The sequence below is a fragment of the Aequorivita capsosiphonis DSM 23843 genome (assembly GCF_000429125.1).
In the GTDB taxonomy this organism is placed as follows: Bacteria; Bacteroidota; Bacteroidia; order Flavobacteriales; family Flavobacteriaceae; genus Aequorivita; species Aequorivita capsosiphonis.
In genome coordinates, this window is the sequence record NZ_AUBG01000006.1 from 311895 (window position 1) to 336164 (window position 24270).

Consider the following 24270-nt stretch of genomic DNA (forward strand, 5'->3'; position numbering starts at 1 on the left):
GATTAAAAAATCTCAACTCCATATTGCGCTATACTTTGCAAGAATTAATCAATTGCTAAGCTTATTTAAGTAGGCGTTATTTATTATCGCGACTAAATTTCATCATATCACCTTTCTCAAGATTCCAAGTATCAGACAGGCCTGCATTTACTTCTAGCACATATTGCGAAGGTGCTTCTGATGGGAGTGAGGTTTCATCAAAAGCTTTGGCGTTTTTCTGAATGCTTGTTATTTCTTTTTTTGAATTTAAATAGATGATATCTAAAGGAATTTCCGTGTTCTTCATATAAAAAGATCGCGGCTGTTCCCTTGGAAAAATAAAAAGCATTCCGTGATTAGGTGCCATATTATGACGATACATTAGTCCCGTTTGGGTTTTATATTCGTCATCGGCAATTTCAATATCAAGCGTAGTAATTATGGAGTCGGTTTGAGCTTTTAATAAGCTAAGCTCCCCGTCTTTTGTAAAAGTAATCTCTTGGGTAAGGTTTTTACTTTCTGAAGTCGTTGCGTCTTTACAATTGTAGAAACTTAACATAGAAGCAAAAAGTGCTGCTGATATAAGTATTTTTTTCATTTGAAGAAATATTAAACACCTCGAATACACAATTATTTTCTAAATAATTATTCGTGAATTCGTGGTGATTTTATTAATCAGTAATCGGTTTTTTTGAAGCTTTCCACATAATATAGATTCCCGCTATTATGAAAGGAACACTTAACCACTGTCCTGTCGATAATAAGCCGAGAGCAGATTCAAAGCCTCCTTGGCTCATCTTTACAAATTCCACCAAGAAACGCACCATAAAAAGAAGTATCAAGAATACCCCAAAAATATAACCAATTTGTTTTCTGCGTTCTGTTTTCCAATATAGATACCAACATACCAAAAATACAATCACATATCCTGCAGCTTCATACAATTGTGCTGGATGACGAAAAGGAATGGATTGAAGTAATTCGGAAAACTGAGGGTTATGCGCAATTGCGTCATAAGCTTTACTTGCGGGTTGAATCCCAGTTGCGTTAACGGCTTCTTGTGGTCTAATGCCTTCGTGCAAAAAGCGAACCCCCAAAGGAAAATCGCCACAAGGCTTACCGATGATTTCAGAATTCATAAAATTCCCGATTCGAACGAAAATTCCACCTGCTGCCACCGCAATTACAATACGATCCATGATCCACAAAAATGGTTTTTTAATAACATTTTTAGTGTAAAAATACATGGCAATAAGGATCCCGATTGCCGCCCCGTGACTTGCCAAACCTTGAAAGCCTGTAAACTCAAATTCCGGAACTGTACTTATAGGAAGAAATACGGAAAGTGGATCTTCTACAAAAAGTTCGGGTTGATAAAAAATAACATGCCCCAATCTGGCGCCAGCTAAGGTAGCAACTACCATATAGATAAAAAGACTGTCCAGCTTTTCCTGGGATAAGCCTTCGCGTTCATAAATCTTTTTAGTGAGAATCCAGCCTAAAGTAAAGGCTACCACAAACATCAGGCTGTAGTAACGGATCATAAAAAAGCCAAGATCAATTCCTTCGGAAGGATTCCAGGTAAAACTTAAATAGTGCATATTGAAGGTTTTATTGCGCCGCGTAAAGATAACAAAAGCGAAAAAGTATTGTGCAACATATATTTAATTCTTTGATGATTGGTCATTGATGCGTAAAAAATGGACGTAGGACGGTAAGACTTAGGACTAAAAAAGGAATGATAGTTGTTCGGAATTGAATGACTGATATCCTAAAGATTTTCGTTATATGTCTTAGATCAAATTGTTTAAAATCGTTTTCAAGATCAATTATTATTTTTTTTAGGCGGAACGGGATCATAACCAGAACCACCCCAAGGATTACAGCTGGCTATTCGTTTTGCTGCAAGCCAACCCCCTTTTAGCAATCCGTGCGTTTGTAATGCTTTCACCGCGTAATGCGAACAAGTGGGTGTGTATCTACAACTGGAAGGTAGCAAGGGTGAAATAAGAGTCTGATACCCTCTAATGAGTAAAATAAACGGATATGTAAAAACTTTTTTCATAGAGTTACAGCGAGCAAATTCATCATCAACACCTCTTTGTGACTAAAGGGAGCTCAAAGAAAAAGTAGTTCCGTCTTTCCCGTCTTTCAACTGAATTCCTTTTGCTGCAAGTTCATCGCGTATTTTATCGCTCATCGCAAAATCTTTATCTGCGCGAGCTTGGTTTCTCAACTGAATAAGAAGTTCAATGGCTGCGGAAAGTTTTTCGCTATCCTGAGATCCTTCCGAAGCATTATCCTGTAAGCCTAAAACATCAAAAAGAAAGTCGTCCATTGTTTTTTTGAAAATCTCCAAATCTTTTTTAGATATGGTTTCTTTTCCTTCGTTTAAAGCGTTTACAAACTTTACACTTTCAAACAGATGTGCTATCAATATCGGACTGTTAAAATCGTCGTTCATGGCTTCATAACAAGAATTTCTCCAGCTTTCAATGTCAATGCTGCTTTTTGCAGAAGTAGGTGCTTCATCTAAAACTCTATGCGCATCCATCAATCGGTTATAGCCTTTTTCGGAAGCTTCCAAAGCCTCGCTACTAAAGTCGAGAATACTTCCGTAATGGGCTTGGTACATGAAAAATTTGATAACCGTAGGAGAAAAGGGTTTGCTTAGAACATCATTCTCACCTGTAAACATATCATTTGGAAGAATAAAATTCCCGGTAGACTTCGACATTTTTTTACCGTTAAGTGTAAGCATATTGGTATGCATCCAATAATTAACTGGCGAAGTGTGGTTGCAAGCCTCAGCCTGTGCAATCTCACATTCGTGATGTGGAAATTTAAGATCCATTCCGCCGCCGTGAATATCGAAATTGTTGCCCAAATATTTTGTACTCATAGCAGTACATTCCAAATGCCAACCTGGAAAACCTTCACTCCAAGGTGATGGCCAGCGCATAATGTGCTGTGGTTCGGCTTTTTTCCAAAGTGCAAAATCCTGCGGATTTTTCTTGTCGGTTTGTGCCGCAAGTTCCCGTGTATTGGATATCATATCTTCAAGGTTTCTACCGCTCAAAATTCCGTAGTTATTGGTCTCGTTGAACTTCATAACATCAAAATAGACAGAACCATTTTTTTGGTAAGCAAAGCCTTCGGCTATAATTTTTTCAATAATAGCGATCTGTTCGTAAATATGCCCAGTGGCGGTAGGTTCAATACTTGGTGGCAACGCGTTGAATTTCGCCATGACCGTATGAAAGTCGACTGTGTATTTCTGGACCACTTCCATAGGTTCCAATTGCTCAAGTCGTGCTTTTTTTAAAATTGGGTCATCACCACTTTCTCCGTCGTTTTCCAAATGTCCAGCATCCGTAATATTACGAACATAACGCACTTTATAACCCAAATGCTTTAAATATCTAAAAACCAAATCGAAAGAAAGAAAAGTACGGCAATTTCCCAAATGTACGTTACTGTAAACCGTTGGTCCACAAACATACATTCCGATTGCGCCCTCATGGATAGGCGTGAATTTTTCTTTGCTTTTGGTGAGCGAATTGTAAATATGGAGATCTTGATGTTTCAAAGTTTCAGGTTTCAGGTTTGGAATTTGGTGCTTTTAATTTGAAATTTCTTCCTAGAAGTTCGTGTCCAGCTTTATATAATCCAAAAACTCTCTTCTCACTTCAGGTTTTTTAAAGGCGCCACCAAATTCACTAGTTACGGTGCTGCTGTCAATATCACGAATTCCGCGTGAGTTTACGCAAAGGTGTTTTGCATCAACTACACAGGCTACATCATCAGTGTTTAGGACTTTTTGTAGTTCTTTCACTATTTGAATGGTGAGACGTTCCTGGACTTGTGGTCGTTTTGCATAGTAATCAACTATCCGGTTCATTTTGGAAAGTCCAACCACAGTGCCATTTGAGATATACGCAATATGCGCTTTTCCTACAATGGGAAGTAAGTGGTGTTCGCAAGTAGAGTAGAGGGTAATATTCTTTTCTACAAGCATTTCCTGATATTTGTATTTATTTTCAAAAGTGCTTGCCTTTGGTTTTTTTTCTGGGTCAAGTCCCGAAAAAATCTCCTGTACAAACATTTTTGCCACGCGAGTTGGGGTGCCTTTAAGGCTGTCATCAGTTAAATCAAGCCCCAAAGTTTTCATTATATTTTGGACGTCTTTCTTAATACTGGCAATTTTTTCGATGTCGCTCAGTTCAAATGCATCAGTACGCATCGGGGTTTCTGTGGCGCTGCCGATATGGTCATTTCCCATGGCCTCTATCTCTTTAATTTGTTTTTCTAAATCCATTGAGTAAAAATATCTTTTCTAATAGGGCTGCAAAGATACGCAATAGCATTTGGGAATGAAAAATGGAAGGTTCTTATTTTAACTGCTTCAATGGTAGAACTTCATAATCTTTTCTTAATGCACCAATCGCTACTTTTGCCCAGAATATAGTATTGAACAATTATATGTTGATTAAAAGTTGAAGCCCAGAGATAATACAACATTGTTGTAAACTGAATTTATCTTAGCCGTATCGGTTAAGCCAACGGAGTAAAGTTGTTGGTTTCGTTCTTGTTCCGATCTGGAATATGCAAGATCAACATTATAGCTTCCTACATTATAACCTGCTCCCAAAGAAAAACCAATGCGGTCTCCAATTATATCTGTATTCTTATAAGGGCTCTCTTCAAAGTGGAAACCACCGCGAAGACTTAATTGACTGATGCGGTATTCGGCACCCGCATTAAATGTTGAAGTCCCTTTTAGTGTATTGTCTATTTGGTTGTTCAGATTGCTGAAGTATGTATCTTGATAATCGTCAATGGTGCTGTATTTAATGGAAGAATAGTTCTTATAGGAGTAATCAAAACTGATTAGACCATCTTGACCAAAAATATATGCAGCACTTGCCGTAACATTTGCTGGAGTGCTAAGATTGTAGTCTTCGTACACATTCAGTACTCTAGGATCAACAACTGTATATTGGTCTTGTCCATTAACTATACGGCGACTTTCAAGGTATTGCGTGGTTTCTTCAGATATCTGATACCAGGTCGGGGTTTCAAAACTCAATCCAAGACGAATGTTGTTCGCTACTTTAGCAATAGCTCCTATTTGAGCGGAAATTCCTGCGCCATTTACGGAGAGGTTGTTTCCAAAACCTACCCCTTGAACCATGGAGCCGGAATTGTTGTTTCTTTCAAGTAAGAACGAACTTTGATCGAAATTGATAGTATGGGTGTTTATATTAACTCCGAAGTAATAATTATCGGTTACCTGCGTGGAAAAGTTTATTGAAAACTTACTGTTATATCCCTGGGATAAATATGAATACTCCTGATTGAAACTGTTGCCCGCAACATTTGAGGTGTAGATGGTATTTGTTGGATCATCTGCGTCAAGAGGATCAAAAAGAAAAGCTTGATAACCCAAAAATGCATTTTGAGCTGTGGTGCCTTGGTTCCGTCCAAGATAGCTGTATAGGTTTCCTATAGATTCACCGGACTGAAGGTTTAAAAGATCCAGTGGAATCCCTTGCGCTTGTTCCAAGAAGAAATCGCCAATAGACGTGTTTCCCGTTCCGGCAATAAACATGCTATTATTTAGGTTTTTCGTTGTGTTGTAATTTATACCGATGTTAAATTTTTTAAAGGCTGAACTTTCGTTTGAATTATTGATGACGAAAACGCCGCCTATTTGATTTAATGTGAAATCATCAGAAGTACTTTTTTCTGAATTATTGAAATAATTGGTTTCGTTTTTTAAATGCAGTAAAGAACCAGATAGCGTCAAATTAGAGTTTAGAAAAACGGCGCCTCCAGCTGGATTTAGTTGCGTTGCCGAAAAATCTCCTCCTAAAGCACCCATGGCACCGCTTAAAGCTACAAAACGAGCAGTGCCGGTATTGTCTGTTGTGCTATAACGCAATGCGTCAGTTGTGTTTTGGGCTTGGGAGATTGATATGGTGAAGAAGGCTATAATAAGGAATGATATTCTTTTCATCTGACTAAAATAATTAAGTATTGACAATATTTTCAATTTGGTTATATCTGGATAAATTGAATGCGTTTTTATAAGCAAGAGGAATGCCCATTCTAAGCATTTCTATCTTGATAAGAAATGTTTAATGGGCATTCATATTTAGAGTTCATAAAAATTATTGGGTTTAATTTTATCCACGACCACCACGACCTCGGCCTCCGCTACTTCTTACGTTTCCGCCGCTAGAGCGTCCACCACTACCAGAACTTCTAATTGAGCTTGAGTTGCTGCTTCTGGTTGGTGTTGAGTAATTGCTATTACTTCTCGTACTGTTAGAATTACTTCTTACCGGCGGTGAGGAATAGTTGTTATTTCGAGTATTGTTAGAGCGTGTGTTTCTTGAAGTATTCGAACGCGTATTTCTTATCGTACTATTTGTATTATTAGAATTTGAACGCGTGGTTCTAACATTGTTGTTTGAACGTGTTGTATTGTTATTAGCACGTACATTATTTCTGTTTACGCGACGTGTTGTTTCAGAACGGCTGTATGAGGAGTTTCTAGTTGAAACATTATTCGATCGTCCTCTTGCTTGACTTCGATTGTAATCTGTGTTTCGTCTTCCTCTATTATAGGTAACATTGTTGTGGTAATTACCGTAATAGGAATTATAATTATAATATGGATTATAGCTATTATATCCGTAATATGGATAGCTGTAGCCATAACCATAGCCATAATAAGGATAGCCCCAACCGTAGCTTATACCCCAATAAGGTCTGTTGTATCCGTAATAAGGAGATCCCCAATAGCCACCATACCAATAAGGTCTGTGGTAGAATCCGTAGCCGTAGCCTCCGTAATTGTAGATGTTTACGGTCACTTCTTCACCATTGCTACCCCAAGGGCCATAGCCTTCTTCGTCGCTATAGTTATTTTGTTCGATAACTATATTTCCTTCATCATCTAAGCTTTCCGTGGTTGAATAGGCATCAATATCGGTAAAAATAGCACCTTCTTCAGGTAGATCAGAATAGTCGTTAACCTTAGATTCGAAATACTGCTTATAGTAATTCGATTTATCATTGGAGTTTTCAGTATTGCTGTAGGTTTCTTCCGCATTTGAATAATTACCGGAAGAATAAATGCCGTCGTTTTGAGAATATCCGTTTTTCTGTGTTCCACAAGATGCTAGCAAAAGGGTGAAAGCACCCAGTATTGTTAAAGGGATTAAACGTTTTATATTAAAATTTGGAGTGAACATATCTGTGGTAATTTTATTGTTGAACTTCATAAAAATAAGTAGTTTTGCCGGAACTAACTAATCATTTAACATAGGTACAACTTTTGTGCCACAAACTGGGCTATGGCGAAGAATTTAACAACTAGGGAGGAAGATTACTCCAAATGGTATAATGAGCTGGTTATCAAAGCAGACTTGGCTGAAAACTCAGGGGTGCGTGGCTGTATGGTTATCAAGCCTTATGGATATGCCATCTGGGAGCGTATGCAGGCAGAACTCGATAGGATGTTTAAGGAAACTGGGCATCAAAACGCATATTTCCCTTTGTTTATTCCAAAATCTTATTTCAGTAAGGAGGCGAGCCATGTAGATGGTTTTGCTAAAGAATGTGCCGTAGTTACACATTATAGACTTAAAAATGCCGAGGATGGTAGCGGAATCATTGTAGATCCAGATGCCAAATTGGAAGAGGAGCTGATTGTGCGCCCTACTTCTGAAACCATTATTTGGGACACTTATAGAAAATGGATCCAATCTTACCGCGATTTGCCACTTTTAATCAATCAATGGGCAAATGTGGTGCGATGGGAAATGAGAACGCGTCTGTTTTTGCGTACCGCTGAATTTTTATGGCAGGAGGGCCACACGGCTCACGCAACCAAAGACGAAGCAATTGCAGAAGCAGAGCAAATGATGAATGTTTATTCAGATTTTGCGGAGAACTATATGGCGATTCCAGTTGTAAGAGGAACCAAAACTGAAAGTGAGCGTTTCGCCGGAGCTTTGGAAACTTATTGTATAGAAGCTTTAATGCAGGATGGAAAAGCCTTGCAGGCTGGCACATCTCACTTTTTGGGTCAGAATTTTGCAAAGGCTTTTGATGTCAAATTTGCAGCCAAAGATGGTACTTTAGATTATGTTTGGGCAACCTCTTGGGGAGTTTCCACAAGATTGATGGGCGCCTTGGTCATGACCCATAGTGATGACAAAGGATTGGTTCTACCTCCAAATTTGGCGCCAGATCAAGTTGTAATCGTTCCTATCTATAGAAAAGATGAAGAATTTGAGGCGGTAGATAAAATAGCCAAAGACTTGATGAAGGAATTGCGATCTAAGGGTATTCGAGTGAAGTATGACAACCGCGACACCCAAAAGCCGGGCTGGAAGTTCAATGAGTATGAATTAAAGGGGGTTCCTGTTCGAATCGCTATTGGACCAAAAGATGTTGAAAAGGGTACGGTAGAGCTCGCCAGAAGAGATACGCTCCAAAAAGAGTTTATAAAGAATGAGGAAGTAGTAGAAAAGATTGTTGCCTTGATGGATGAGATTCAAGACAATCTTTATAAGAAAGCGGTGGATTATAGAACCGAATATACTACTGAAGTTTCTACGTATGAAGAGTTTAAGGAAGTTTTAGACGCTAAAGGTGGGTTTATTTTAGCCCATTGGGACGGAACGGTAGAAACCGAAGAGAAAATTAAAAATGAAACAAAAGCAACAATTAGGTGTATTCCATTGGATGTTGAAAAAGTGGCGGGAAGCTGCATGGTTACTGGAAAACCTTCTTCTGAAAAAGTCCTTTTTGCGAGAGCTTATTAAATTTTTTAGAAAAAGTTCAATTAGGATTTGGAACATTCAAAAATAGTTGTATTTTTGCATCCGCATTTAAGAAATAAAATGGTCCGTTCGTCTAGGGGTTAGGACGCCAGGTTTTCATCCTGGTAACAGGGGTTCGATTCCCCTACGGACTACAAAAGTTAGAATTTAATAAAAACACAATGGCAAATCACAAGTCAGCATTAAAGAGAATTAGAAGCAACGAGGCAAAGCGCTTGCGTAATCGTTACCAACACAAAACTGCCCGTAATGTTATGAAGAAGTTTCAAGAACTTACTGATAAGAAAGAGGCTGAAGCTATGTTTCCTACGGTTGTTTCTATGATCGATAAATTGGCGAAGAAGAACGTTATTCACACGAATAAGGCTTCCAACCTAAAATCGAATATGGCGAAACACGTAGCAGCGCTATAAGTTCTTTACTTAAAAATTTAAAGAACCCTTTCAGGAAACTGAGAGGGTTTTTTCGTTGTTCCATCTTGATGTAATTATTGTTTTACCGAAGCAGGAACCAAGCTTGAAAAATCCCCGTCATTCCTCATGACGTCTCTCACGATAGTAGAAGATATATTTGAAACCTCGGGAGAGCAGATTAAGAAAACACTTTCAATCTTTGCTAGTTTATAATTGGTTTGGGCTATTGGTTGCTCATAATTTAAGTCGGTTGTGTTGCGCAGTCCACGGACTATAAATTGTGCTTTTTCAGCAACACAAAACTTTGCAGTGAGTCCAGAGTAACTTTTTATTTTAACCTTGAAATTTCCTTCAAAAGATTTTTCAATGAAGGCAATGCGTTCTTCTAAGGAAAACATGGTTCTTTTATCGGCATTTACTCCAATGGCAATAATCAATTCGTCAAACAGCGGAAGTGCACGATTAATGATATCTATGTGGCCTAAGGTGATTGGATCAAAAGTTCCAGGAAAAACAGCGCGTCTCATTTTATTGTTATTTATGGTTTGATATTTAGTTTAAGATGCTGAAGCCAATAATCAGAGCTAATCAAAATTGAACATTTAGCATTTAGCATTGAGCATTGAACATTGAACATTGAACATTGAATCTGCCTCCTAAGTTACTCAGTTCTAGGGAAAACTCCTTCTTATTAATAAAATTTTGAAATCAGGATTGCTAATGCTGCGATTATTGTAGCCAAAACCACCCCTCTGGCTCGATAAATTTCATTCTTTTTTATAAAAATAAAAAAGACAATCAAGTTTAGAATGGCGCCTAAGGCAATCAGACTTCCGAGAATATCGTTTTCAAGAGCACCTATTAAGGTTTCCTTTAATCCAAAATCGGAGAAGAAGAATATGTATAAATAAGTTCCTGCCAAATTTGCTGCTAAACCTATTAACAGTCCAAGCAATATTTCTCTTACGTGTGGTTTCATTTATTTTGTTGTCAGTTATGAGTTATGAGTTATGAGTTATCAGTTGTGGGGTTTTGTTTGTTTAAATGTAGCAAGCGTTAACTCTAACCCTTCGTTACTTCTCCCTTTGGGGGTTAGGGGGAAAATCCCACGAGTTTAGTTCCTTTATTGCGTGATGCGCAGTCAAGTCAAATTGAACAGGAACTACTGATACAAAGCCGTTGTAAAGCGCCCATTCGTCGGTATCTTCTCCTTTGTCTTTATTGACGAATTCACCCGTTAGCCAGTAATAGTCACGGCCTACAGGATTGGTTCGCTTATCAAATTTTTCTTCCCAATGTGCATCGGCTTGTCGGGCAACTTTTATCCCTTTTATTTCTGATTCGGATAGCTTTGGGATATTCACATTTAAAACCACTCCTGTTTGCAGCCCATTTTTAAGCACTTCTTCGGTGATTATCTTGACATACTTTTTAGAAGGCTCAAAATCTGCATCCTGCGAATAATCTAAAAGTGAAAAGCCAATTGCTGGAATCCCATGAGTTCCCGCTTCAACCGCCGCGCTCATGGTACCGCTGTAAATAACGTTAATGGATGAATTACTACCGTGGTTTATACCGCTAACACAAAGGTCTGGTTTGCGTTTTAAAATTTCATTTACCGCTATTTTTACGCAATCTACAGGGGTGCCGCTACAGCTAAACTCTTGATGCGGATCGCCATTTGTCACTTTTATACTATTGCAATACAAGGCATCATTTATGGTTATGGCGTGGCCCATTCCGCTTTGTGGAGAATCTGGAGCCACCACGCAAACATCGCCTATAGTGTTCATCACTTGAATTAGAGCACGAATTCCCGGAGCGTTTATTCCATCATCGTTTATTACCAAAATTAAAGGTCTCTTTTTTGCCATAATTGATTGCGTTTTTGAACAGCAAAAATACATTTATTCCACTTGTAGAGACAGCATTCGTTGATTGAATTCTGCTTGGGGTTCGGGAAAAACCTGTTTAACAAAAAATTAGTATCGGATTCCTTTTGTGGCACGGTTTTTTGTATAATTTAGAGCATTCATATTTAATACCTATACCATGCGGATAATGAGGAAGAATTTTAAAGTTTTGTTTTTGGCGGTTTTCGTTTCTGTGGCTTCTTGCAGTTTTACTACCAAGGAATTTAACGATCCAGATAAAGACAAGCTTCTTTTAGATTTAATTACTTACGTACTTCAGAAAGGACATTACGATCCTAAAGATTTAAACGATGAGTTTTCGACTGAAGTTTACGAAAATTTTATAAATGGTCTCGATCCTTTGAAACGCTACTTTTTAGCATCAGATATAGCTGAATTCAGTAAGTACAAAACAGAAATCGACGATCAAATAAAGGAAAAAGACCTTACTTTCTTCGATTTAGTTTACAACCGTTTCCGCGAGCGAATGGATGATGTTCAAAAAATTTATCCTGAAGTGCTAAGTCAGCCATTTGATTTTACAAAGAAAGATAGTATCAATGTAGATTATGATAAGCTCGCTTATGCGGGATCGATGAAAGATTTGAAAGCGCGCTGGCAGCAACAATTGAAGTTTTCAACACTTTCAGGCTACTATGACTTAGTGGAGGATCAAAAAAATAAAGAAAAAGGAATTACTACCCCTAAAGAAGATTCTGATGATGAGGATGCTGATTTTTCAAAAAAGAAGAAAGAGAAATCTGCTAAAGAAGAAGAACCTTTCGAGCCGAAGTCTTTGGCAGAATTAGAGAAGAAAGCCCGCGAAACCACCAAAACTTCTTTGGATGAATACTTTGATTTCACAAAGGATTTGGAACGTAAAGATTATTTCTCCATTTACTTAAATACCATTGTTGAGGAATACGATCCACATAGCAATTATTTCGCACCACCAGACAAAGACAGATTCGATCTGCAGATGTCAGGAAAGTTGGAAGGGATAGGAGCAAGGCTTCAAAAAAAGAACGATTATATTACCGTAATTGATGTAATAAGCGGCGGACCAGCTTGGAGAAGCGAGAAAATTGAAGTTGGTGATGCTATTTTGAAGGTGAAGCAGGAAGGTGATCAAGACGCTGTTAGCATTGTTGGAATGCGCATTGATGACGCTGTTAAACTGATAAAAGGGCCCAAAGGAACCAAAGTTACCCTTACTATTAAAAACGTAGATGGTACCGTTTCAGATAAAGTATTAACCCGTGATGTAGTTGAATTAGAAGAGACATACGCCAAATCTTCCATTGTGGAGAAAGACGGGCGCAAGTTCGGACTTATAAATCTGCCCCAGTTCTATTTTGATATGGACAATTATAAGGAGCGCAATGCCGCGACTGATGTTAAAAAGGAAATTGTCCGTTTAAAGAAAGAAGGTATGAAAGGCCTTGTTGTAGATCTTCGTGGTAATGGTGGCGGTTCTTTACGAACGGCCGTTGATATTGCTGGTCTTTTCATAAAGAAAGGCCCCGTTGTGCAAGTGGCTTCTGCCGGAAATAAAGAAGTCTTGGAGGATAGAGATAGTGAGATAGTTTGGGACGGACCCTTAGTGATTTTGGTCAACGAGCTTTCAGCTTCCGCATCTGAGATTTTGGCTGCCGCGATGCAAGATTATGAACGCGCCATTATTATAGGTAGCAAACAAACCTACGGAAAAGGAACCGTACAAAATGTAATAGATTTAAACCAATGGTTGCAGAATAGTGATTTAGGCGATTTAGGAGCATTAAAATTGACCTCGCAGAAATTCTATCGCGTCAATGGAGGTTCTACGCAATTGGAAGGGGTAAAGAGCGATGTGGTTATGCCAGCTCGTTATAGCTATATTGATATAGGTGAAAGAGATTATCCAAATCCATTGCCCTATGATAAAATAGATGCCGCTAAATACAAGGTTTGGGATGGTTATATTGATTATGAAGAAACCATTAAAAATAGTAAGGAGCGCATGGCTAAAAATAAAGAGCTACAGTTAATTGACGACAATGCCAAGTGGATAAAAACGCGAAGAGATGAAAAGAAAGTTAATTTAAATTACGATGCCTATGCAGCCGAAATTGAAGAGCGCAAAATAGAAACGAAACGCTTTGACTCCATAGATAAATATGACAACCATTTAACTTTTGAATCATTGCCTTATGAAGTGGCTTTAATGAAACAGGACACCACTTTATCTGAAAAGCGTAAAAGATGGCATAAAAATTTGAGCAAGGATATTTATGTTGAAGAAGCGATCCACGTGCTTGAAGACTTAAAACTCAATAATATTAAGGCCAAAAAAGTGGCTGATCTAAAAAACTAAGTATTCACATTTCCTCACTAAAGGAAGAGGAGTTACATAATAATACTTGACCTGCAAGGTTTTTACTCGTCCATTGGAAGAGGAAAACCTTGCAGGTTTTTTTAGATAGGTCAAAAAAATAATATTTTGTAACTTTACTTGAATTAATGCAATTATAGTCAAACTGTAAACATTTTAATCTAATGAATATCGAGGCCAAAAGAATAGAGCTTGCAAAATGGATTTTGGAAACTGAAGAAGAGATTTTAGCTGAAGTAGATGATATAAGAAATAATTCATCGACAATTGTCTGTAAAACCGTAATAGGAAATATGTTGACAAAAGAGCAATACAAGCAGAAACTTTTGGAAGCAGAAGCTAGAATTGAAGCAGGCGAATTTACCGATCACGACCAGTTGCTAGAGGAAATGGGAACCTGGTAATGACAAGAATTGGAAAGATTGTCTGGGATAATATAGCAAAAGAAGATTTAAGACGAATTTATAGATTCAATAAAGAAAATTTTTCCGCGGAATACGCCAAAAAAGTCCAATTGGAAATACATAAAGCTATTTCAGAAACTGTTTTTAACTAGCAATGGCAGTCTGATGAGATATTGGGCGAACCGTATAGACGAGTAGTTAAAGAGCATTATAAAATATCTTCAAGTGCTGATTTTTTATATTTTAATGGTTTTTGATACCAGTCAAAATTCAAATAAATATAAGCTGTAATCTAACCTGCAAGGTATTTTTAATCCACTTCCACTAGATTTTTCAGTAAATTTGAAGCGTGAAAAAATCCACCTCCTTATCAAAGATTGCGCTCCAGAAATTTAAAAAGAACTTTTGGGGCGTTTTTAGTTTCGGGTATTTGATTCTATGTGTGCTTCTTGCCATTTTTGCGTATGCTTTGGCTCCTGATAATTCTCAGAATGCGAATCAAATGCATCTTTCCATACATTCCAAAAACCCTGGTTTTTCTGTAAAAATGTTATCGATTCCTGCAGCGGTGGAAGACCAGAATCCATTTTCAGTTTTCTTCTTCGGAAAAAAGAATGCCGATTCAGAAATACCTATTTCAAATTTCACTTTGAAAAATAATTCCATTGAAATCACCGAATACACTTCCGATGCGGCTGAAGGCCTTCAAAAAGATTATAAACTTGCACTTTTCCCAGATGTTACTTCTGCAAGTGAAATTTCTAAAAAATATATTTCTGAAAAAACATTCCTGCTCGGAACGGATAAATACGGCCGCGATCTGTTGAGCAGAATGCTGATTGGGATCCGAATTTCATTAGCTATCGGCTTTGTTGCTGTTTTTATCTCTTTGATAATTGGTGTTACCATGGGGGCAATTGCGGGTTATTACGGAGGGAAAGTGGATGCTGCAATAATGTGGCTTATAAACGTTACTTGGTCCATCCCGACATTGCTTTTGGTAATAGCCATTACTTTAGCGCTCGGCAAGGGCTTCTGGCAGGTTTTTATCGCTGTCGGGCTCACTATGTGGGTGGAGGTTGCGCGCGTGGTTCGTGGGCAGGTTATGGGCGTAAAACAGATGCAATACGTTACCGCGGCAAGAGCTTTGGGGTTTAATGATTTTAGAATAATCGTAAAACATATCTTGCCTAATAGTATGGCGCCAGTAATTATTATCTCTGCCGCCAATTTTGCGGGAGCTATTCTTATTGAAAGTGGGTTGTCATTTTTAGGAATTGGTGCCCAACCCCCAATGCCAAGTTGGGGAGGAATCATCAAAGATCACTACGCATATATTATTCTAGGGAAGCCGTTTCTGGCATTAATTCCGGGCTTGGCGATTATGAGCCTTGTAACAGCTTTTATGTTAATAGGGAATGCGCTACGGGATGCGATGGATGTGCGGAATTAATTGGTGGAGAAATTTCGCCAAACTATTTGTATATTTGAGATACATTTAAAAGTAGTTGAAGATGGATATTACAGAGAGAAAATATAAGTTGATTGAGAAATGTATGGGTATTTCAACAGTTGAGGAAATAGAAAGAGCTGAATATTTTTTTAAGCACGAAATCGAAATCACTGATTTTTGGGATGATCTGCCAGAACAGGTACAAATGTTAATTATGAAAAGTAGGGCCCAGAGCGCCAATGACCAAATTATTCCTCATGATACAGTAATAGAGAGGGCGCGAAAGAAAATAATGGATTTTAAATGAAAATCCACTGGACAACTTTGGCTGATTTAACTTTCAGGGATGAGATCGATTTTATACTCAGAAAATGGAATGCAGAGGAGGCGATGAAATTTGTTGATTTGGTTGAGGCGTTTGAGAAAGCTCTCGCTTCAAATCCATTCATGGGTAAACCATCTGAGAAGAGGCAGATTAGAATGTTTGTGTTGTCAAAACAGACTACCGTTTTTCACGAGGTTTTCGAGGAAAAAAATCGAATTGATATTCAATTGTTTTGGAACAACACTAAAGATCCAAAGGGGCTTGAGATATATTTATAAGTACGTGTTTTAATCTGTCTTCATTAAAAGGTAGTATTTATAAGTAATTAGCCTCATTCTATATTTCGAAAGATGAACCGAAAATACATTTATCCCCTAGTAATCATTTTAGTAACCATTGGACTCTATTATTCCGAAGACTATTTCGAGAAGGATACCAATTCATCAGCTAAAACGTCAAATTCTGAACGGGTTTATTCCGAAGAATTTGATGATTCTTTTTTGCCAATTTCTACTACTGGCGCCATCATAACTCATGGCGCCTATACGCTTTCTTATTCAGAAAAGCACGAACAGGCAGAATGGGTGGCGTATGAATTAAAGAATAGCGATCTCTCCCGAAATAAATTTGAACGACCGTATTTTAATGAGGATAAAAGTGTGTCAACCAAATCTGCAGATTGGCGGAATTATAAAAATTCGGGATACGACCGTGGTCATTTGTGCCCTGCAGGCGATCGAAAATATTCTTATGAAGCCTACAATGAAACCTTTTTAACGAGTAATATTAGTCCGCAGGATCGCGAATTTAATGCCGGCATCTGGAACAGATTAGAGCAGAAAGTTCGTTTTTGGGCAGATAAATACGATGGAGTTTATGTAGTGACGGGAGGCGTTTTAAAAGGAAACATGAAAAGCATAGGCTATGAGAATGTTTCAGTTCCCAATGAATTTTATAAAATTGTTGTAGATGTTACCGATGGGAATCATAAAGCCATCGCATTTTTAATTCCGAATAAACCTTCAGATAAATCTTTTTATGAATATGCAGTTTCAATAGACGAAATTGAGGCAAAAACCGGAATCGATTTTTTTCCACATCTGCCGGACTCTGTTGAAGACAAAATGGAACGGATGATTGATTTAAAGGCTTGGGGAAGGAAGTAGGGACAGGTCGCGACCTGTCTGTACCGACCTGTTCCTACGTATAATGATAATTCGCGCCGTCCAGTTTTACGAAAATAAACAATAAAATAGTAAAGCCCCATAAAGCAGAACCTCCGTAGCTAAAGAAGGGAAGCGGGATTCCAACGGTGGGAAAAACTCCCGTCACCATTCCTATATTAACGAAAAAATGAATAAAAATTATGGCGGCTACACTATAGCCATAAACCCTTCCGAATTGGGTTTTTTGCTTTTCGGCTTTAAAAATTATTCTAATTATAAGACCAACAAATAACAATACCACAAGCATACTGCCTAAAAATCCCCATTCTTCCCCTACAGTACTAAAAATATAATCTGTGTGCTGTTCGGGCACGAAGTTACCTTTAGTCTGCGTTCCTTCTGTCCAGCCTTTTCCTAACCAACCTCCGTTGCTTATGGCAATTTCACTTTGATGGGTATTATAGCCGATGCCTCTGGAGTCTACTTCCTTCCCTAGCACAATGTTAAAGCGGTCGCGGTGATGTTGTTTAAAAACATTATTAAATATATAGCTTACTGAGAAAGTCAAAGCGATACAGCTGGCTGCGATTAATACATACTTTATAATATTGGGTCTCTTTTTTCTTCTTCGGAAAAATATAAATCCAGCAATCAATAGAACTCCCAAAGCCACCCAGATTGACCCAAAAGCAAGCGTTGAAACGAAGATAACGATAGTAAAAAGTCCTAATAGAAGATAAACACCATGAAGTCCTTCCCGATAAAGAGGAAAAACAAAAGCGGCATAAACCAAAACACTTCCGGGATCCGGTTGCATAATAATCAAAAGAACGGGAAGTGCAAGAATAATAAACGCCCCAACCTGATTCTTTAGGTCCTTCATATCCGTTTGAATATCACTCACGTATTTCCCAAGGGCGAGCGCAGTAGCAGCTTTGGCAAATTCACTTGGCTGGATGCTAAAGCCGCCAAAGTCATACCAAGCTGTAGTTCCGGCAATCGTCCTTCCGAAGACAAAAAGACCCAAGAGTGAAACTAATGACGCAATGTAAATAACACTAGCAAAGCGTTCGTAAAACTTAGACTCAATTGCTAATACGAAAATAATTAGTATTAAGCTTAAGCCTATCCAAATCATCTGTTTCCCATAGATTTGGCTAAAGTCGAAAAAACCTTTGGCAGCATCACTTAATGAAGCGGAATAGATATTAACCCACCCCATGGACACTAAGGCCATATAAATAAATATGATCAACCAATCAAAGCGTACGTGATTTTTACTTCCCGTCATTATCGATTTATTGGAAAAGGTTGACCACTGTATGGTTTGGCGTACTCATCTTCTAAACTTCCATCGAGTACATATTTTTCCATATCGGTGCGGGTTATTTCGCCTTTTAGATATTTTTCAATCATAAGACCTGCAATTCGTCCTGCCCAACGCGAGCCCCAATAGCCGTTTTCAACAAAAACAGCAATAGCAATTTTCGGATTGTCCTTCGGCGCAAAGGCTACAAAAATGGAGTGATCTGTAAGTTGGACGCGTTTGCCATCAATTCTGGTAAAGTTTTCGGCTGTACCGGTCTTTCCACATATTTCAATTCCTGGTATTCGAATATAGGATGCCGTACCTTCTTTATAAACAGCTGCCATTCCCTCCACAACTGGGTCAAAGTATTTGGGTTCTACAGTGGTATGATGTTTTACCTTAAAAGGCTCTGGAATAGTGTCTGGACCTTTAATGTTTTTAATTATGTGCGGCGTGTAATACCAGCCTCGGTTTGCGATGGTAGCGGTAAAATTAGCCATTTGTATGGGGGTAAGGGAAATTTCCCCCTGCCCAATGGAGTTTGAGATGGTTGCTGTAGAAAACCATTTATATTTGGGGTAATTATAAAATTTATTATAAAACTTTGAGTCTGGGATGAATCCTCTCTTGCCACTCGGTAAATCATAACCCAAAAAATCACCTAATCCAAAGCTGGCCAAATGTGCTTTCCAATGATCAGTCCCTTCCTGTACTGTAGGATACTTGTCTATAGATCGTCGGTATAGCGCAGCGAAATATGTATTACAAGACTGGGCAATTCCATGTACCATCGCAGTTGGTCCGTGAGCTCCGTGACACTTCATTAATCGTCTGCCGTTATAGTAATAACCTCCTGGACAGTTAATTGTTTCATCAACTCCTACTACTTGATCTTGTAAAGCAATAAGCCCGGTTAAGGTTTTAAAAGGGGATCCCGGTGGGTATTCCCCCATCAAGCCTCTATCGTATAGTGGCTTGGAAATAGTGTCATACCACAGCTTAGTGAAATTTTTAGACCGGTCTCGTCCCACCAATAATCCAGGGTCGTAATTTGGTGCTGAAACAAGTGCGAGAATTTCTCCTGTGGAAGGTTCAATGGCTACAATCCCTCCCCTTTTATGAATCATTAAATCAGTGCCGTATTTTTGAAGCGCGGCATCAATGGTCAATTGGATATCGTTTCCTCTTACAGGTAAAGTGTCGAAAACCCCATCTTTATAAGGACCGATGTCTCGGTTGAAGCGGTCTTTTTGAATATACTTAACCCCTTTTCTTCCACGGAGAACATTTTCATACTCTTTCTCAACCCCAGCTGTACCAATAAGTTCTCCCATTTGATAATAAGGTTCTTTTTCTATGGTTGCATTGTTCACTTCGGCAATGTAGCCCATGACGTTGGCAGAATGGTTTACTTGATATTCACGTAGGGAGCGGCGTTGAATATAAAAGCCTTCGTACTTATACATCTTTTCAGAAAGAGAAGCGTAATCGGCTTTATTCAATTGGGGTAACACTACCGAAGGCAGTCGAGGCGAATAAACATTTGCTTTATGAAGAATTTCCTTAAAATCTTCCTTTGTGATTTTCAGCAAACCACAAAACTCCAAAGTGTCCAATTCCTTAACATCTCTAGGAATGACCATGACATCATAAGACGGCTGGTTGGAAACAAGTAATTCGCCATTTCGGTCAAACATATAACCGCGTTGCGGAAAATCATACATGATCTTGATTGCGCTGTTTTGGTATAGCGAATCTGAAGTGCTGTCATACACCTGCAGATAGAAGAGCCTAGCGGAAAACAAAAGACCGCTAAACAATACCAATGCTATAAGTATGATTTTTCTCATTTCACTTTTTTATTAAACAATAGCAGCGTACATATTATCAAAACAATGCTAAATATACCTGAGAACAACGTGGATTTTAATAGAAGAAGTATGTGATCGAAACTAAAAATTTCCAAAGCAAACATTATAAAATGATGCATAAATACCAAGGAAGCAATATAGGTGAACCTTTCCATTGGATCTGCTTTTTTTATTTTCACATTGTTGTATTCATAACTAACTCCAAAGGAATACTTTAAAATAACGGGTCTTATGTAGGCAATAAACGCACAAGCCGCCGCATGCACACCGCCTGAATCTTCAAATATATCGATCGAAAGTCCTAAAAGGAAGCTTAAAAATATTAATAGGCCCTTATTCCCATCCAATGGATATAACAATATAAAGATGATGTATAGATACGGGTTTATAAATCCTGCAAGATTAATATTATTAAGTATTAGCACCTGAATAAATACCAGCACCACAAACCGGACCATATTTATGAAGATATCACTACTTTTCATCTTCCACTCGTTTTTCTAATTCCTTAATTTCCTGGGCATCGTTATTTTCTATTAAATAAACGTGCTCTAAACTTGTCATATCATTAAAAAGCTGAATGTTTACATAATAATAGTTGTCGTCGTTATCCAAGTGGAAATCTTTCACGGTTCCTATTAATATTCCTTCCGGGAAAATAGTAGATCTTCCACCGGTAACAATAGTGTCTCCTTTTTCAATTTCTGCTAATCTGGGAATATCAATAAGTTGCACGACGTTTGGATCTTTTGTGTTCCATTTTAGAGAGCCAAAATGTCCTGAAATTTTATGCTTTGCGTTAATTCTACTTTTGGTGTTCAGAATAGATTGAACGGTTGCGTAATTATTAGAGATATCACTTAAAATACCTACAATTCCTTTTGAAGAAATTACGCCTAAATCAATGGATAGGCCGTCATTTCTTCCTTTGTCAAGGGTTAGTTGGTTTTTGGTATTTGCGTAATTATTGTTAATTACCCTTGCTGCGAAATATTCAAATTTTGAAGGAATAACGGTGCTGTCGGGAATGGGTGCAGCAACAATATCTTTTAAATGGTCTAATTTTTTTCGAAGTAGTAGATTCTCTTCAAGCAGATCATCATTCTCAGTTCTAAGCGCAAAATAATCGGTAATATTATTTCTGAAAGTATAAACTCCGCCGGTCACGAAATTTGCCGAACTGATAAACTTATCATTGTGATAATTGTGCGTCTGAATGGTAAGTGCAACAGAAATAGTAAAAAGCACAGCAAACAACAGGAAGTTTTTATTCCGTATAAAGAAAAATATAATCTGTTGCATTGCCTTGTGGGGTTAAAATATTCTGCTTTCTGATGCGAGCAACGCCATACATGGGTGACTGTCTTATTTCAGTTTTTCTGCTTAACTACTTCTTTTGAAAATTATTTTATCAATACACTTTTAAATTTGGCTAGATTTTTCAAACAGATTCCCGTACCACGAACTACTGCTCTCAACGGATCTTCTGCAATATAAACTGGAAGGTCAGTTTTTTGCGAAAGTCTTTTATCTAAGCCGCGTAGCATAGAACCACCACCTGCAAGGTAAATTCCGGTGTTGTAAATGTCAGCAGCAAGCTCTGGCGGCGTTTGCGAAAGCGTTTCCATAACCGCATCTTCAATACGAAGAATCGATTTGTCCAGCGCCTTTGCAATCTCTCGGTAAGATGTTTGTACTTGCTTTGGTTTTCCAGTTAGCAAATCACGACCTTGTACGTCCATCTCATCTGGTGGAAGCTCAAGATCTTCGGTAGCAGCACCGATTTGTATTTTAATTTTTTCAGCAGTTCTTTCACCAACATACAGGTTGTGTTGGGTTCGCATATAATAAACAATGTCATTGGTAAAAACGTCTCCCGCAATCTTTACAGATTTGTCACAGACAATTCCACCAAGAGCGATTACCGCAATTTCCGTAGTTCCACCTCCTATATCTACCACCATATTTCCTTTCGGTTGCATGATGTCAACGCCAATACCAATTGCCGCAGCCATAGGTTCGTGGATAAGATAAACTTCTTTTCCGTTAACGCGTTCGGCACTTTCTTTTACTGCTCGCATTTCCACTTCTGTAATTCCACTAGGAATACAAATAACCATTCTTAAGGAAGGCTTTAGCCATTTTTTCTTAAGCGCGGGAATGTCGCTGATAAACATGTTTATCATCTTTTCGCTCGCATCAAAATCGGCAATTACACCGTCTTTTAATGGGCGAATCGTTTTGATGTTTTCGTGAGTTTTTCCCTGCATCATCGCAGCTTCACGGCCAACAGCAATTATTTTTCCCGTTGTGCGATCGCGTGCAACAATAGACGGAGCGTCCACCACAACTTTGTCGTTATGGATTATAAGGGTATTTGCAGTACCAAGGTCAATGGCTATTTCTTCAGTCAGGAAGTCAAAAAATCCCATAGTTTATAGTTCGTGGTGTTTGATTGTTAAGGCGTTGGATTTTGGTTTTAACAAATGTAATAAAATTTAATGCTTGAAATGACGTGTTCCCGTAAATACCATCGCCATTTCGTTGGCGTTGCAATAGTCCACGCTCAATTGATCTTTAATAGAGCCTCCAGGTTGTATTACAGCTGTTATTCCTGCGTTGTCCGCAATTTCCACACAATCTGGAAACGGGAAAAAAGCATCACTTGCCATTACGGCTCCTTCAAGGTTAAAATCAAAGGCTTTTGCTTTATCAATTGCTTGCCTTAATGCATCTACGCGGCTGGTTTGGCCGGTTCCGCTGGCGCAAAGTTGTTTGCCCTTTGCTAAAACAATTGTATTAGATTTTGTGTGCTTGCAAATTTTTGAAGCGAATAACAAGTCTTCTAACTCATCTGAATTCGGTTTATTGTTTGTTGCATGCGTTAAAATTTCCTTAGTGTCGGTAATATTATCCTTGTCTTGTACCAAAACTCCGTTTAAACAAGTTCTAACCGTTGTTGAGGGAAGTACGGCATCTTTCTGGATCAATAATATTCTATTTTTCTTTCCTTTTAAAACTTCCTCAGCTTTTGCTGAAAAAGAAGGGGCAATAACTACTTCGCAGAACAAATGGTGAATTTCCTTTGCAGTAGCTTCATCAATCTCCACATTGCTAATTAAAATTCCTCCGAAAGCAGAAACAGGATCGCCTGCCAATGCTGCCATATATGCTTGTTGTATCGTGTCGCGTTGTGCGATTCCGCAGGCATTGTTGTGTTTTAAAATGGCGAAGGTTGGCGCTTCCCCTTTAAATTCGCTCATCAGGTTTACTGCTGCATCAACATCTAAAAGATTGTTGTAGCTCAATTCCTTCCCGTGAAGTTTGGTGAACATTTCATCAAAATTTCCAAAGAAAAACCCTTTTTGGTGTGGGTTTTCGCCATAACGAAGTTCCTGGCCGTTGGTTTCACTTATTTTGAATGCTGAAAGTTTTTCCTCGGAATTAAAATAGTTGAAGATCGCAGTGTCGTAATTTGAAGAGACATTAAAAGATTTTGCAGCAAAACGCTTGCGATCTTTTAAGGCAATTTCTCCGTTATTTTCTGAAAGCAATTCCAAAAACTCAGCGTAGTCTTCCACTGAAGAAACGCAGATGGTATCCTTAAAGTTTTTTGCCGCAGCACGAATCAACGAAATGCCTCCGATATCAATTTTTTCAATGATATCTGCTTCTGAAGCACCCGAAGAAACGGTTTTTTCAAAAGGATATAAATCTACAATCACCGCATCTAGTTGCGGGATGTTATATTGTGCCATTTCGGCAACATCACTTTCGTTGTCTTGACGGTTTAAAATTCCACCGAAAACCTTTGGATGAAGTGTTTTTACACGACCGCCCAAAATAGAAGGATAATCTGTTATATCTTCAACGGCAATAACCTCGATTCCAAGGTCGTTGATGAATTTTTGGGTTCCTCCTGTGGAGTAAATTTTTACGTTTTGTTCGTTCAGTTTTTTAACGATTGGCGCAAGACCTTCTTTGTCAAAAACAGAGATTAAAGCGGATGTAATTTTCTTGGAATTGTTCATTATGAAAAATTAAGGTGCAAAAGTACATAATTGAATAGTAAATTTGTAACATAAGCATACAGAAAACGTCTTACTTTTTATAAATTTATCAACCAGTTCGAAATCGTCCTTCGGCTTCGCTCAGGAACCCAAATTGAAATCGAAATCGAAAATGAAATCGAAAATGAAAATCAT

General features: G+C 38.3%; 24 protein-coding genes and 1 tRNA gene. 9 read left to right on the forward strand and 16 right to left on the reverse strand.

Going from position 1 to position 24270, the window contains the following annotated elements:
- Positions 1 to 76: 76 nt before the first annotated feature.
- The 7 genes from G440_RS0105940 to G440_RS0105970 all read right to left on the reverse strand — a co-directional run bounded on the left by G440_RS0105940 (position 77) and on the right by G440_RS0105970 (position 7271).
- Positions 77 to 577 (reverse strand): DUF192 domain-containing protein, encoded by a 501-nt coding sequence (locus tag G440_RS0105940; RefSeq protein ID WP_026450466.1) that lies wholly within the window; start codon positions 575 to 577, stop codon positions 77 to 79.
- A 73-nt stretch (positions 578 to 650) separates the two neighbouring features.
- Positions 651 to 1580 (reverse strand): prolipoprotein diacylglyceryl transferase, encoded by a 930-nt coding sequence (gene lgt / locus G440_RS0105945; protein ID WP_026450467.1) that lies wholly within the window; start codon positions 1578 to 1580, stop codon positions 651 to 653.
- Between the two features lie 224 nt (positions 1581 to 1804).
- Positions 1805 to 2044 carry a membrane protein insertion efficiency factor YidD gene (yidD, locus tag G440_RS0105950; protein WP_026450468.1) on the reverse strand — a complete coding sequence of 80 codons (240 nt, stop codon included), beginning with the start codon at positions 2042 to 2044 and terminating at the stop codon, positions 1805 to 1807.
- A gap of 42 nt (positions 2045 to 2086) precedes the next feature.
- On the reverse strand, positions 2087 to 3568 hold the full coding sequence (gene cysS, locus G440_RS0105955) for a cysteine--tRNA ligase (RefSeq protein ID WP_026450469.1): 1482 nt from the start codon (positions 3566 to 3568) through the stop codon (positions 2087 to 2089).
- A gap of 51 nt (positions 3569 to 3619) precedes the next feature.
- A complete protein-coding gene (gene folE / locus G440_RS0105960) occupies positions 3620 to 4297 on the reverse strand; it encodes a GTP cyclohydrolase I FolE (RefSeq protein WP_026450470.1) in 678 nt (225 codons plus the stop codon).
- Between the two features lie 171 nt (positions 4298 to 4468).
- Positions 4469 to 5998 (reverse strand): OmpP1/FadL family transporter, encoded by a 1530-nt coding sequence (locus G440_RS0105965; RefSeq protein WP_026450471.1) that lies wholly within the window; start codon positions 5996 to 5998, stop codon positions 4469 to 4471.
- A 169-nt stretch (positions 5999 to 6167) separates the two neighbouring features.
- Complete coding sequence (locus G440_RS0105970; RefSeq protein WP_157417881.1) at positions 6168 to 7271, reverse strand: hypothetical protein; 1104 nt, start codon at positions 7269 to 7271, stop codon at positions 6168 to 6170.
- Between the two features lie 72 nt (positions 7272 to 7343).
- On the opposite strand from G440_RS0105970, the gene proS reads away from it, so the two are divergent.
- The 3 genes from proS to rpsT all read left to right on the forward strand — a co-directional run bounded on the left by proS (position 7344) and on the right by rpsT (position 9250).
- A complete protein-coding gene (gene proS, locus G440_RS0105975) occupies positions 7344 to 8819 on the forward strand; it encodes a proline--tRNA ligase (RefSeq protein ID WP_026450473.1) in 1476 nt (491 codons plus the stop codon).
- A gap of 80 nt (positions 8820 to 8899) precedes the next feature.
- Positions 8900 to 8971: transfer RNA gene (locus G440_RS0105980), tRNA-Glu, on the forward strand.
- Positions 8972 to 8998: 27 nt separating this feature from the next.
- Positions 8999 to 9250: a 30S ribosomal protein S20 gene (gene rpsT / locus G440_RS0105985; protein WP_026450474.1), complete on the forward strand. Its 252-nt coding sequence runs from the start codon at positions 8999 to 9001 to the stop codon at positions 9248 to 9250.
- Between the two features lie 74 nt (positions 9251 to 9324).
- On the opposite strand, the gene coaD is transcribed toward rpsT, so the two are convergent.
- From coaD to surE, 3 genes are all read right to left on the reverse strand, one after another.
- Positions 9325 to 9777: a pantetheine-phosphate adenylyltransferase gene (coaD, locus tag G440_RS0105990; protein ID WP_026450475.1), complete on the reverse strand. Its 453-nt coding sequence runs from the start codon at positions 9775 to 9777 to the stop codon at positions 9325 to 9327.
- Between the two features lie 164 nt (positions 9778 to 9941).
- Positions 9942 to 10229 (reverse strand): hypothetical protein, encoded by a 288-nt coding sequence (locus tag G440_RS0105995; protein ID WP_026450476.1) that lies wholly within the window; start codon positions 10227 to 10229, stop codon positions 9942 to 9944.
- 94 nt (positions 10230 to 10323) lie between these two features.
- The gene (gene surE, locus G440_RS0106000) at positions 10324 to 11124 is read right to left on the reverse strand and encodes a 5'/3'-nucleotidase SurE (RefSeq protein WP_026450477.1); all 801 of its coding nucleotides are present in this window, start codon (positions 11122 to 11124) and stop codon (positions 10324 to 10326) included.
- 187 nt (positions 11125 to 11311) lie between these two features.
- On the opposite strand from surE, the gene G440_RS0106005 reads away from it, so the two are divergent.
- From G440_RS0106005 to G440_RS0106035, 6 genes are all read left to right on the forward strand, one after another.
- Complete coding sequence (locus G440_RS0106005; protein WP_026450478.1) at positions 11312 to 13519, forward strand: carboxy terminal-processing peptidase; 2208 nt, start codon at positions 11312 to 11314, stop codon at positions 13517 to 13519.
- Positions 13520 to 13701: 182 nt separating this feature from the next.
- A complete protein-coding gene (locus G440_RS0106010) occupies positions 13702 to 13941 on the forward strand; it encodes a hypothetical protein (protein ID WP_026450479.1) in 240 nt (79 codons plus the stop codon).
- Positions 13942 to 14290: 349 nt separating this feature from the next.
- Complete coding sequence (locus G440_RS0106020; protein ID WP_026450480.1) at positions 14291 to 15394, forward strand: ABC transporter permease; 1104 nt, start codon at positions 14291 to 14293, stop codon at positions 15392 to 15394.
- Between the two features lie 61 nt (positions 15395 to 15455).
- A complete protein-coding gene (locus tag G440_RS0106025) occupies positions 15456 to 15701 on the forward strand; it encodes a hypothetical protein (protein WP_026450481.1) in 246 nt (81 codons plus the stop codon).
- Positions 15698 to 15997: a type II toxin-antitoxin system RelE/ParE family toxin gene (locus G440_RS0106030; protein WP_026450482.1), complete on the forward strand. Its 300-nt coding sequence runs from the start codon at positions 15698 to 15700 to the stop codon at positions 15995 to 15997. Before G440_RS0106025 ends, G440_RS0106030 begins: the two co-directional genes overlap by 4 nt.
- 72 nt (positions 15998 to 16069) lie before the next feature.
- On the forward strand, positions 16070 to 16885 hold the full coding sequence (locus tag G440_RS0106035; protein ID WP_026450483.1) for a DNA/RNA non-specific endonuclease: 816 nt from the start codon (positions 16070 to 16072) through the stop codon (positions 16883 to 16885).
- A gap of 34 nt (positions 16886 to 16919) precedes the next feature.
- On the opposite strand, the gene rodA is transcribed toward G440_RS0106035, so the two are convergent.
- The 6 genes from rodA to purH form a co-directional block, all read right to left on the reverse strand.
- A complete protein-coding gene (gene rodA / locus G440_RS0106040) occupies positions 16920 to 18176 on the reverse strand; it encodes a rod shape-determining protein RodA (RefSeq protein WP_026450484.1) in 1257 nt (418 codons plus the stop codon).
- On the reverse strand, positions 18176 to 20044 hold the full coding sequence (gene mrdA / locus G440_RS0106045; RefSeq protein WP_026450485.1) for a penicillin-binding protein 2: 1869 nt from the start codon (positions 20042 to 20044) through the stop codon (positions 18176 to 18178). Before mrdA ends, rodA begins: the two co-directional genes overlap by 1 nt.
- Positions 20041 to 20550, reverse strand: a complete 510-nt coding sequence (locus G440_RS0106050; protein WP_026450486.1) for a hypothetical protein — start codon at positions 20548 to 20550, stop codon at positions 20041 to 20043. The genes mrdA and G440_RS0106050 overlap by 4 nt, the downstream gene beginning before the upstream one ends.
- Positions 20540 to 21367: a rod shape-determining protein MreC gene (mreC, locus tag G440_RS0106055; RefSeq protein WP_026450487.1), complete on the reverse strand. Its 828-nt coding sequence runs from the start codon at positions 21365 to 21367 to the stop codon at positions 20540 to 20542. Before mreC ends, G440_RS0106050 begins: the two co-directional genes overlap by 11 nt.
- Before the next feature lie 101 nt (positions 21368 to 21468).
- Positions 21469 to 22497 carry a rod shape-determining protein gene (locus tag G440_RS0106060; RefSeq protein ID WP_026450488.1) on the reverse strand — a complete coding sequence of 343 codons (1029 nt, stop codon included), beginning with the start codon at positions 22495 to 22497 and terminating at the stop codon, positions 21469 to 21471.
- Between the two features lie 66 nt (positions 22498 to 22563).
- Entirely contained in the window at positions 22564 to 24096 is a 1533-nt protein-coding gene (gene purH / locus G440_RS0106065; RefSeq protein WP_026450489.1) for a bifunctional phosphoribosylaminoimidazolecarboxamide formyltransferase/IMP cyclohydrolase, read from the reverse strand.
- Between the last annotated feature and the right edge of the window lie 174 nt (positions 24097 to 24270).